This window comes from Clostridium sp. ZBS2, assembly GCF_023845855.1.
Classification (GTDB): domain Bacteria; phylum Bacillota; class Clostridia; order Clostridiales; family Clostridiaceae; genus Clostridium; species Clostridium aquiflavi.
Genome location: NZ_JAMQIF010000010.1, coordinates 178,309 through 190,659, shown reverse-complemented (window position 1 = coordinate 190,659; position 12,351 = coordinate 178,309). Strand labels below are relative to the sequence as shown.

The following is a 12,351-nucleotide window of genomic DNA, read 5'->3' as shown; positions in this document are numbered from 1 at the left end:
ATATCAACACTTTGCTAAAACATAGCCTAAAATAAAGTTAAAAAGACTACAGCCCCTTAGTTAGATGCTGAAGTCTTTTTTGTAATTTTCTACTTTTTTTGTTAAAGGTAATTTAAACTTATTTTAATTACATATCATGTTTGTCAATTGTTCCTATAATGTGTTTTATTGTTTTTGAAGATTCAATAATTTTTTTCTTATCTTCAGATGTTAGTATATCGAAATATGTATATAACTTGTCTGTCATATGATCTTTAATAATTTTAATGGTTCTTGTACCAGATTCCGTATTATTAAGCAAAATTTCTTTACGATTTTCAGGATTAACAACTCTGTTTACGTGTCCTTTATTAACCAAGTTGTTTACGATACCAGTAGCTTGTTGCTTGGTAATCATAAGTTCCTTAGCTAAATTAGTCATATTAATAGAATTAAATTTATCTAAGATACATAATGTTTGCATTTGTAATCTACTGATATTAATCACTGGGTTTGTTTCGATGGGTCTAATTATCATTTTTTTCATAAAAACAGATAGATCCATTAATTCATTTAAAATTTCTAAAGTATCTTCATTTTTCAAGAAAATCACCTAACATTTCATTCAGATTTTACATATTTGTATTTATATTAAGTTTATATTCTAATTACAAAAAGGTCAACAAATATTTACAGTAAATACTTATTGACATAGATGGAATTTCATTGTAAGATAATTTTCATAGTAAATAAATGTTGACAATTTTAAAATAATAATCAGTTAGTAATGTCTGTTAATTATCAAGTGATTTTAGAAATTGGATAAGTATTATAAAGTTTTTTAACTTAAAAATTATCTAATATCAACATAAGAAGAGAGGAATAAAAGGATATGCTTAAATTATTAAAACATTTAAAGAAATCAGTTTGGCTTATTTTAGCTATATTAGTTTTATTGGTAGGGCAAGCAGTTTGTGATTTGACTTTACCTAAATATACTTCTGATATTGTTAATGTAGGTATTCAACATGGAGGAGTAGATAAGATAACTCCAGATGTAATTAGAGAAAGTGAAATGGAGAGACTTTCTTTGTTTATGGAAGACAAAGATTATAAAGAAGTACTAGAAAATTATGACTTGGTTAACAAGGGATCTACTTCCGATGAAGAATATCCTTTATTAGAAGAAGAAAATCTTTATGTATTAAAAAATATTGATAAAGATAAAATTGAAGAATTAAATTCAATACTTGGAAAACCGATGGTTATGGTTTCTAATTTTGAAAGTGACTCAGATAAAGTTAAGGCTATGGAAAACCAAATGATTAGTTCATTCCCCCCTGGAGTATTAAAGGAAGATGCAAATATCTTTGATATATTTAAAGTTATGCCAAAAGAACAATTTAAAGAAATAACATCAAGCATGAATGAAATGTTTAGTAAGTTAGATGATAGTAGCATTGATCAAATGGCAGTTTCTTTTGTGAAAAATGAATATACTAAAATTGGTGTTAATATGGATAAATACCAAACTAATTATATATTCTCATCTGGAGCAAAAATGCTTGGATTTGCATTAGTTAGCATGATGGCAACAATACTTGTAACATTGATAGCTTCAAGAGTTGCAGCTGCATTTAGCAGAGATTTAAGAAGCAGTGTATTTAAGAAAGTTGTTGGATTTACAAATAAAGAATTTGATGATTTTTCAACAGCATCATTAATTACACGTTGTACTAATGATATTCAACAAATTCAAATACTTACAGTAATGGTACTTAGATTTGTATTATATGCCCCAATTCTTGGGATAGGTGGATTTATAAAAGTTTTAAACACCAATAGTACAATGTCTTGGGTCATTGGTGTAGCAATACTGTCTATATTAAGTCTTGTAAGTGTGTTATTTGCAATAGCTATGCCTAAATTTAAAAAATTACAAAAATTAGTTGATAAAATAAACTTAGTTGCTAGAGAAATCTTAACAGGAATTCCTGTAATACGTGCATTTAGTACAGAAAAACATGAAGAAGAACGTTTTGATAAAGCAAATAAGGAGTTAACAGACGTTAATTTATTTGTTAATAAGATAATGGCTTGTATGATGCCTGCAATGATGTTTATCATGAATGGAATCACAGTTTTAATTGTATGGGTTGGTGCTAGTAAAATAGAAAATTTAACAATGCAAGTTGGAGACTTAATGGCATTTATTCAATATACAATGCAAATTATAATGGCATTTTTAATGCTTTCAATGATATCAATTATGATTTCACGTGCTGCAGTATCAGCAAAGCGTATTGCAGAAGTTTTAGATACAGAAGGACTTATAAAAGATCCTGTATCGGCTAAATCATTTGAGTATAATAAAAAAGGTTATGTAGAATTTAAGAATGTTAACTTTAGATATCCAAATGCAGAAGAAGATGTTTTAAGTAATATTAATTTTACTGCAAAACCAGGACAAACTACAGCAATTATAGGAAGCACAGGTAGCGGTAAAACAACATTGGTTAATTTAATACCTCGTTTTTTTGATACAACTGAAGGAGAGATCATAGTTGATGGCATAGATGTACGAAATGTTACACAACATGATTTAAGAGATAAAATTGGATATGTTCCTCAAAAAGGAATGCTATTCTCAGGAACAATAGAATCAAATATTAAATATGGTGCTGAAAATGCTCCAAAAGAAGTAATGATAAATGCAGCTAGAGTTGCACAAGCTACTGAATTTATTGAAGCAAAGGATGACACATATAATAGTCCAATTTCTCAAGGTGGAAACAATGTATCAGGAGGACAAAAACAAAGATTATCAATAGCAAGGGCAATTGCAAAGCAACCAGAAATATATATATTTGATGATAGTTTTTCTGCTCTTGATTATAAGACAGATATAGTTCTTAGAAAGGCATTAAATGAACAAATAAAAGATGGTACTATTTTAATTGTAGCTCAAAGAATTAGTACAGTATTAAATGCTGATCAAATTATTGTTTTAGATGAAGGAAAAATAGTAGGAAAAGGAACTCATAAAGAATTATTAAAATCCTGTGAGGTTTATAAGCAAATTGCTTTATCACAACTTTCAAAGGAGGAACTTGAAAATGAGTAAGAGTACGCAAAGAAAAGGTCCAATGGGCGGTAAAATGGTTGCAGGAGAAAAAGCCAAGAATTTTAAAGGTACTATGAGTAAATTGATGAAGTACTTAAGTGAATATAAAATTCCTATAATTTTTGTATTTGTTTTTGCAATTGGTAGTACAATATTTTCTATAGTAGGACCTAAAATTTTAGGTAATGCAACTACAGAATTGTTTGAAGGATTAATGAGAAAAGTATCTGGAGGATCAGGTATTGACTTTGATAAAATTGCAAAAATACTTGGAGCATTAATTTGTTTATATGTTATTAGTGCAATATTCTCTTTTATACAAGGAATATTAATGACAAATGTTTCTCAAAAGTTGACATATACATTAAGAAAAGAATTATCAGAAAAAATACATCGTATGCCAATGAAATTTTTTGATAGCAGAACACATGGTGAAGTATTATCAATTTTCACCAATGATATAGATACACTATCTCAAAGCTTAAATCAAAGTGCTACTCAACTTATAACATCAATTACAACAGTTATAGGTATTATGATAATGATGTTTAGCATTGACTGGATAATGACTTTAGTAGTTTTGTGTATCTTACCAATTTCTATGGCCATCATAGGATTTGTTGTTAAGAAATCTCAAAAACATTTTAAGGCACAACAGAAGTATTTAGGTCATGTAAATGGTCAAGTTGAAGAAGTCTTTAGCGGCCAAAATATAGTTAGAGTGTTTAATAAAGAACAAAAGGTAATTGATGAATTTGAAGAATCTAATGATGTATTATATAAGTCAGCATGGAAATCTCAATTTTTATCAGGACTTATGATGCCAATAATGACTTTTGTAGGTAATCTTGGCTATGTAGCAGTTTCAATTTTAGGTGGATATTTTGTAATCAATGGTAGAATTACAGTTGGTAATATTCAATCATTTATTCAATATAGTAGGAACTTTACTCAACCAATTGGTCAAATCGCTCAGGTTTCAAATTTACTACAATCAACAGCAGCTGCGGCTGAAAGAGTTTTTGAATTTTTAGATGAGGAAGAAGAAGATCAATTTGCTAAAAATCCTGTATCCATTAATGATGTTCATGGTAATGTAGAGTTTAAAAATGTACAATTTGGATACAATAAAGACAAAATTATAGTAAATGATTTTAGTGCTAAAATTAAAAAGGGACAAAAGATTGCAATTGTAGGACCAACAGGAGCTGGTAAATCAACAATAATTAAACTTTTAATGCGTTTCTATGATGTAAATAAAGGGGAAATTTTAATTGATGATAATGATTTAAGAGACTTTAATCGTAGTGAACTTCGTGAGGCATTTGGTATGGTATTACAAGATACCTGGTTATATAACGGAAGCATAATGGAAAATATCAGATATGGTAAATTAGATGCAACTGATGAAGAAGTGATTGAAGCAGCCAAAGCGGCTCATGTTCACAACTTTGTAAAAACTTTACCAGATGGATATTACATGGAATTAAATGAAGAAGCAAGTAATGTTTCAGCGGGACAGAAACAATTATTAACAATAGCAAGAGCTATATTAGCTGATCCAAAGATTCTTATTCTTGATGAAGCAACAAGTTCGGTTGATACAAGAACAGAATTACTTATTCAAAAGGCAATGGATAATTTAATGAAGGGAAGAACTAGTTTTGTTATAGCTCATAGATTATCAACTATAAAAGATGCTGATCTAATTCTTGTAATGAAGGATGGAGATATTATAGAACAAGGAAATCATGAAAATCTGTTAACTAATAATGGATTTTATGCGAACCTTTATAATTCACAGTTTGAAAAGGCAAAAGCAATGTAAAAATCTTATAAATGGATTAAAATTTAAAAAATATAATTTAAAACAAATGATAATGTAGAGAAATACTTAAATATATAGTATAAAAAGTGCCTAAATATTAATTATTTTAATATTTAGGCTTATTTTTATATTGAAAAATATCGAATATATAAATGTAGTACATATTTAATTAGTAAGTTTAGTATATCATTATACTTTAAAACAAATACGTTAATAATGAAAAATTATGAAAAATAACCAAAAAGTGATATAATATTGAAATTGGTGTAAATGATATCATACAATAAAACTAACATTAGAAAAAAATACAATCTAATAAGTAATAATTAATACTTAAATAGAAAATTTATGTATTAGTAATAATAATAATTACATAAAATAATTAGGAGTGATTTTTATGATAAATAAAATAGCAGATAATGAATTAATGCAGGCATTTTACACATTAATGCCTTGTTTTAAATATTATTTTGAAGATGAATTAATTTTTACAATATCTAATACGGAAAGATTTTTATTAGTTAAAGACAGTACAAACTTAAAAATGCAATCTAAAACAGGCGATATAATTCCAGAAGGATGTGCAGCTGATGTTTGTCTAAAAGCTAAAAAACAAGTATCTATTATGGTACCAGAAAGTGTATTTGGAGTAACACTAAAGACAATAGCAATTCCAGTTTTTGAAGATAATAAAATAGCAGGAACAATAGTAATTGGTATGAGTGTTGAGAGAAAAGAAAAAATATCTAATATGTCAAATACTTTATCAGATTCATTAGCACAAATAGGAAGTAATTTATTGGATATGTCTTCTGGACTTCAAAAAATATCTGCAACTAATTCAGATATAGAGAAGTTTATAGAAATTACCAATGATAATTATAAAAAAACAGATGATGTTTTAAAGTTTATAGAAAGTATAGCTAAACAAACTAACATGCTTGGCTTAAATGCGGCTATAGAATCAGCTAGGGCAGGGGAATATGGAAAAGGATTTAGTGTAGTATCTAATGAAATTAGAAAATTATCTCAATCAAGTAGCGAATCTATAAATGAGATTAACGAAATATTGAGTAATATACAAAGTTCAATAAATGAAATATATAATAGATTTAATGCTTCAAATTTATTATTAGACGGACAAGCATCGGGAATTGAAGAGCTTACAGCTGCAGTTCAAGAACTTAATTCTACTGCAACACTTCTAAAAGAATTTGCATCAGAAATATAAAATGGAGGGGTCAAAATGAAAATAACTACTTTAATAGAAAATACACAAGATAAGGATGAAAAGTTAAAGAATGAACATGGACTTTCTATGTTTATTGAAGGAAGTGGTTGCAATGTTTTGTTTGATACAGGAAAGACAGGAGATTTTATTGAAAATGCAGTAAACTTAAATATTGATCTCAAAAAGACAGACATTATGGTTTTAAGTCATGCTCACTATGACCATTGTGGAGGAGTAAAAAAATTATTAGAAACTTATAATATAAAACCTAAACTTATAGTAAGCAAGCATTTTTTTGAAAGAACAGATAAATATCATTATTCAGATGGAAGTCTTAAATCAGATTTTTCAAAAGAACCAGGATATGCTTATATAGGAACAGACTTTGATAAAAATTATATAGAGAGTAAAGGTGTTTCTGTAGAAAGTTTAGAAAAAGATATTTTAGAAATATGCGATAATATTTTTGTATTCTCTAATTTTAATAAGTACTATGAATTCGAAAAAGTAAACCCTAATATGCAACGTAAAGTTAATGATGAATATATAGTTGATACATTTGATGAAGAAATCGCTTTAGGAATAAAAACTAAAAAAGGTTTAGTTATATTACTTGGATGTGCACATCCAGGATTTTTAAATATGGTAAAAACCATAGAAGAAAGAACTAATGAAAAGATAGTAGGAATAATAGGTGGTACACATCTTATAGAAGCGGATGATGATAGAATAAAAAAATCAGTGGATTATTTAAAGAAATCAGGTGTTGAATTATTAGGATTATCTCATTGTACTGGTGAAAAAGCAGTAGAAATATTTAATGAGGAATGTAAAACTTCATTTACTAATAGAACAGGTACAATAGTAGAATTAGATTAATTTTTAGGATATAAATTACTTAATAAATTTAAGGAGCTGTCTCAGAATGATTTTTTAAATCATTAGCTGATGACGGTTCCTTTTCATTTATAAATTAATTAAAAGATAGCTACAATAATTAAAAAATATATATTAAATAGTAACCGCTTAAATATGAATTTCATATTATGTAGTATGTGTTAATTCTTAAGTTAAAATATATAATTTTAAAATTTTAATAGATTAAAATCCTTAAATAAAAATATAGATATTAGATAATTCTATTTTTAACCAAGGAGGATTAAATATGACACAATGGAAATGGTGTGTAGAAGGTCAAGATGGAAAGGTTATAAAAGGCTGGTATGAAGAAAATGGGAAATGGTATTATTTAAATGATGAGGGAATAATGCAGACTGGGTGGGTAAAAGACAAAGATGGATTATGGTATTATATGGATTCCAATGGAATAATGCAAACTGGATGGATTAAGCTAAAGGAAATTTGGTATTATCTTGAGGAATCTAGTAATGGCTATAAAGGAAAATGTTATATTGATTGTACTGCAAGTATTAATGGGAAACAGTATACTTTTGATAAAGATGGTAGTATGTTAGAAAATACTTTAGTATCTGATGCTTGTATTGATTTTATAAAATCTTGGGAGGGTTTTTTTTCAAAACCATATTATGATATGGTTGGAGTCTTAACATTAGGTTATGGAATGACTGGAGATGAAATAAAGGGGTTATCTAGTATAACTGAAAGTAAAGCAAGTGAAATGTTAAAAAATTTAATTAACAATAAATATGCTAAAATAATAAAAAAAGATTTAGATGATAAAAATATAAGTTTAAAACAAAATGAACTAGATGCATTAGTAAGCTTTGCATATAATTGTGGGGTAGTAGGATTGCTAGGTTCTACACTATATAAAAATATAATTGCAGGAATAAGAGATAAAGATATAATTACTTCTAATTTTCAAGCTTGGAGTAATGGTGGAGGAAAAAGAATAGAAGGGCTTTATAGAAGAAGAACTAAAGAGGCTGCCATGTTCTTAAGTGCAGATTATAGAGGTAATATATAATAAATATGTACACTAAAGACTAGAAATTAAATTTAAGGGTAATTATAATTTTATGGGTTATATTAAACCTTAAATACTATAATTACTCTTTTGAGTAAATTATTAATTTTAAGAGAATTTATAAAAAATTATTTACTTTTAAAAAATTTAAGCTATAATAAGATAAAGAATAAAATATAAGAATAGATAATTATTTTTATATACAATTTCATATTGTTAAAAATTTTGACAAGAACTTTTAATTTAGTCCAGAGAGGCTAAAAAGGGGAGATAATAGTATTTTCCTCTTATTTATTTAAGGAGGTATTTTTTTTATGTCAGAAATTATAAGTATTACAAAAGAGCAATTCGGAGAAATTTCGTGGAAAAAAACAGGGGGCAAGTTAGTATTAGCATTACAACACTTAATTGCAATGTTTGGAGCAACTGTTTTAGTTCCTATTTTAACCGGTCTTGATATTTCGGTAGCATTATTTTGTGCAGGTATTGGAACATTAGTATTTCATATTTGTACAAAAATGAAAGTTCCAGTCTTTTTAGGCTCATCATTTGCATTCATTCCAGTAATATGCGCTGTTGGACAAACATATGGCGATTTAAGATATGCACAAGGTGGAATAATGATAGCAGGTCTAATCTATGTCTTAATGTCTTTTATTATCAAAAAAATTGGTACTGATAAAATAAAATATGTATTACCAGCACAAGTTGTTGGACCTATGATTATGGTAATAGGATTAAATTTAATTCCAACAGCTATAAATATGGCTAAAGACAATTTAATCATTGGAGTTATAACATTAGGAGTAACTTTATCAGTAAAATATTTAGGAAAAGGATTTATATCTCAAATATCAATATTATGTGGGGTTATTGTAGGATATATAGTATCTTATTTTATAGGGTATGTTAATGTTCAAGCAATTTCAGAAGCGAGCATTATAGTTATTCCACATTTTACATTACCTAAATTTGATTTAGGAGCGATAATGATTATTGTACCAGTAGTACTAGCTACTTTTATGGAACATATTGGTGACATAACAACAAATGGTCAAGTTGTTGGAAAAAATTTCATAGAAGAGCCAGGATTAAATAGGACGTTACTAGGAGATGGACTAGCTACTATGATAGCAGCATCATTTGGGGGGCCAGCTAATACTACATATGGAGAGAATACTGGAGTTTTAGCAATTACTAAAAATTATGATCCATCAATATTAAGATTAGCAGCTATATTTGCAATAATGCTAAGCTTTATAGGTAAGTTTGGATCTGCAATAAGCACAATTCCACAAGCTGTTATGGGTGGAATAAGTATAATGTTATTTTCTATGATTTCATTAGTTGGATTTAATACTATAAAATATCAAAAAGTGAAAATAGATTGGAGAAATTTACTTGTAATTATTACAATACTAGTAATAGGACTTTTAGGAACTTTCATAGAGAAAAAATTTGGAATTTTAGTAGGAATAAGAATAAATGATACAGTATCTATATCAGGATTAAGCTTTGCAGCAATTGTTGGAGTAGCATTAAACTTAATATTAAACAGAGTGAATTTCAAAAAATAAAATAATAAATAAAGGCTCTGTTTTAGCGGAGTATTGATATATGTATAAGCAAAGTGGGCGGAGTATAAGTATAAGACTATATCATTTCTGTAAGTATTTAGTTATAGAAATGATATAGTCTTTTTTATTTTTATATTAGTTTTTTCATATGCTTTAAAAAAGACATATATATATAAATCAAATAAAATATTAAAATGATTATAAAATTAATTAAAAAATTAAGAGAGATAGCTTTTAACTATTAAGAAATGTTGAATACACTCGAAATATTAAATATAAATTATAAGGTTAGATTGATTACAATTTAAAGTATAAAAAGTTCTATTAAATATTAATAAATCCTATATTATATGATAAAAGGGGTGGAATAACATATGAAAGATATAAAAATTTTAATAGTTGATGATTCACCATTTCAAATAGCATTGCTTAGAGATGCATTAACAGAAAATGGGTTTAATGTTGTTGGAGAAGCTCAATCGCTAGAGGAAGCTATTGAAGAGACTAAGAAATTAAAACCTGATTTAATAACAATGGATATGACTATTCCAGGTACTGATGGTTTTGAATGCACAAGAGAAATACACAAAATTGATGATAGTATTAAAGTTATTATTGTTAGTGCAATGATGGATGATGAACTTATAAAAAAAGCTAAGAAAACAAAAATATCAGGTTATATTCAAAAACCAGTTGATTCAGAAGAATTAACGTTGTTAATAAATAGAGTTATGGGGGATGAAGAACTTCATTCAGAATTAGAACTTTTATATCCAAATGTATTTAAAGAATCTATAATAAATTTATTTAGCAAATTAACAAAAACAGATGCTGAAGTTATTGATGATTATAATACTGATAAAGAGATACACAGCGAAGGCATTGTGGCAGTTATGGGGATTATAGGAAAATACTCAGGAAGAATGATTATAGATATGTCATTTGAAACAGCTCAAAATATTGTAACAACATTATTAAAGAGAGAAGCTAAAGATACGAAAGAATTACTTAATGTGGTAGCGGAAATTGCCAATATGTTTGCAGGAAATGCATGCTCAATGATAAATAAAAAGAATAAAGTATTTGGATTAAGAGTAGCACCACCAACTACATTTCACGGTGAATCAATAAATATATCAAAAGCAGAAATAGATAACAATTATTCTGCAAAGATTAAAACTAAATTTGGAGATTTATCAATAAACATAGGATTCAAAAGAGGTGAAAGTGAATGGATGTCAATAATATAAATCCTATAGTAGATGCATTTACAAACGTAATGCCTCAATTAGGTTTAAGTGATATTAAAAAAAATGGAGTAAGTGAAAAAGGCAGATTTATAGAAAGCCCAGGAGTTATAATTATAATAGGACTTATTGGAGATATTAAAGGAAATATTATATATACTATGAATGAAGAAGATGCAAAAAAAATTGCATCAGCCATGATGATGGGAATGCCAGTAGATGAATTTAATGAATTAGCACAAAGTGCTATTTCTGAACTTGTTAATATGCTTACAGCGAATGCTTCAACTAATTTTTCAAATAATAATGTAAATGTAGATATATCTACACCAACTCTTATACATGGAAAATTTACTGCAAATTCTAGTTCGGATAAAGTAGTATGCATATCTATGGAGATTAATGGAGCTGTTATAGATGTTAATATTTCTTTAATAAAGAATACAATTTAATTTTTAGGCTCTGTTTTAGTAGAGTATTGATATATGCATAAGCAAAGTGAGCGGAGTAATTGAACTTAGGAATGCTAANNTATAGTCCCATTTTAGCTTGTTTCCAATATAAAATTGGGACAAGCAGTAAATGTGACAATATTCATTGAGAATTCTCAAAGTCCAATTACAATGCCACTTTACCTATTGCATATATCAACACACATTTAAAACAGAGCCAATTTTTATTATAAAAGCAATATAAATAATAGATTGTTTTAAGCAGAGTGTTGGTATATGCTACTTTTTATATACAAACACACATTTAAAATATAGATTAAAATGAAAATTAATTATTATTTGCAAATAGTTCATTTGCTTTTTGAGCTATACGAGTTCCAAATATCTTAAACATTTCTTTGCTTTCTTCAAAATTTTCTTTTAATGCAACAGCACCTAAATGTATATAAGGTTGTCCTAAAGAAGAACCCCCAGAGTAAACTAGCATACCTTTAACCATGATATGATTAATTATAGTTAAGATAGCTGTATCAGCACCACCTTGTGCAAAGTTAGCAGTTGCAAAGACTGCTCCGATTTTACCACTAAGATTGCAATTTGAAGATTCATCAAACCATTTTTTTAGTTGCCAACACATATTGGCGTGATAGGTTGGTGTTCCAAAGATTACAGCATTGCTTTTATCAACAAAATTATAGTCAATATTATCAAGATCAAAAATTCCTACTTCAATGTTTTTTTCTAGCTTCATGCTAGAAGCAATAACATCTGCCATCTCTTTTGTTTTTCCAGTTTTACTAAAATAAATTATAGATATTTTCATAAATTGCAACTAGAAAGTGTAATTATATAAACTTTCTAGTAAGTCACATCCTTTCTAAGTAGTATATATATAGATTATTTATAAATTTATATTTTTATAATATGAGGATATTATAGCATATTTAAGAAAAAAAGGAGTTGAT

Annotated in this window: 10 protein-coding genes; 8 read left to right on the top strand and 2 right to left on the bottom strand. The window is 27.3% G+C overall.

Annotated elements, in window-relative coordinates; translation table 11 throughout:
• Window positions 1–127 precede the first annotated feature (127 nt).
• Window positions 128–517, bottom strand: a complete 390-nt coding sequence (locus tag NG918_RS07265) for a MarR family winged helix-turn-helix transcriptional regulator (RefSeq protein ID WP_286673972.1) — start codon at window positions 515–517, stop codon at window positions 128–130.
• A 354-nt stretch (window positions 518–871) separates the two neighbouring features.
• Between NG918_RS07265 and NG918_RS07260 the strand changes: the two genes are divergently transcribed.
• From NG918_RS07260 to NG918_RS07225, 8 genes are all read left to right on the top strand, one after another.
• The gene (locus NG918_RS07260) at window positions 872–3,103 is read left to right on the top strand and encodes an ABC transporter ATP-binding protein (RefSeq protein ID WP_252213955.1); all 2,232 of its coding nucleotides are present in this window, start codon (window positions 872–874) and stop codon (window positions 3,101–3,103) included.
• A complete protein-coding gene (locus tag NG918_RS07255; RefSeq protein ID WP_252225513.1) occupies window positions 3,096–4,931 on the top strand; it encodes an ABC transporter ATP-binding protein in 1,836 nt (611 codons plus the stop codon). Before NG918_RS07260 ends, NG918_RS07255 begins: the two co-directional genes overlap by 8 nt.
• A 397-nt stretch (window positions 4,932–5,328) precedes the next feature.
• Entirely contained in the window at window positions 5,329–6,162 is an 834-nt protein-coding gene (locus NG918_RS07250; RefSeq protein WP_252213951.1) for a methyl-accepting chemotaxis protein, read from the top strand.
• Between the two features lie 15 nt (window positions 6,163–6,177).
• Window positions 6,178–7,041, top strand: a complete 864-nt coding sequence (locus tag NG918_RS07245; RefSeq protein WP_252213949.1) for an MBL fold metallo-hydrolase — start codon at window positions 6,178–6,180, stop codon at window positions 7,039–7,041.
• Window positions 7,042–7,327: 286 nt separating this feature from the next.
• Window positions 7,328–8,110 carry a lysozyme gene (locus NG918_RS07240; RefSeq protein ID WP_252213947.1) on the top strand — a complete coding sequence of 261 codons (783 nt, stop codon included), beginning with the start codon at window positions 7,328–7,330 and terminating at the stop codon, window positions 8,108–8,110.
• Window positions 8,111–8,424: 314 nt separating this feature from the next.
• Window positions 8,425–9,687, top strand: a complete 1,263-nt coding sequence (locus NG918_RS07235) for a uracil-xanthine permease family protein (RefSeq protein WP_252225512.1) — start codon at window positions 8,425–8,427, stop codon at window positions 9,685–9,687.
• Window positions 9,688–10,061: 374 nt separating this feature from the next.
• A complete protein-coding gene (locus tag NG918_RS07230; RefSeq protein WP_252213943.1) occupies window positions 10,062–10,937 on the top strand; it encodes a response regulator in 876 nt (291 codons plus the stop codon).
• Window positions 10,919–11,386, top strand: coding sequence for a chemotaxis protein CheX (locus NG918_RS07225; protein WP_252213941.1), 468 nt, complete (start codon window positions 10,919–10,921; stop codon window positions 11,384–11,386). The genes NG918_RS07230 and NG918_RS07225 overlap by 19 nt, the downstream gene beginning before the upstream one ends.
• Before the next feature lie 328 nt (window positions 11,387–11,714).
• Here NG918_RS07225 and NG918_RS07220 read toward each other — a convergent pair whose 3' ends face one another.
• On the bottom strand, window positions 11,715–12,209 hold the full coding sequence (locus tag NG918_RS07220; protein ID WP_252225511.1) for a flavodoxin family protein: 495 nt from the start codon (window positions 12,207–12,209) through the stop codon (window positions 11,715–11,717).
• Window positions 12,210–12,351: the final 142 nt, after the last annotated feature.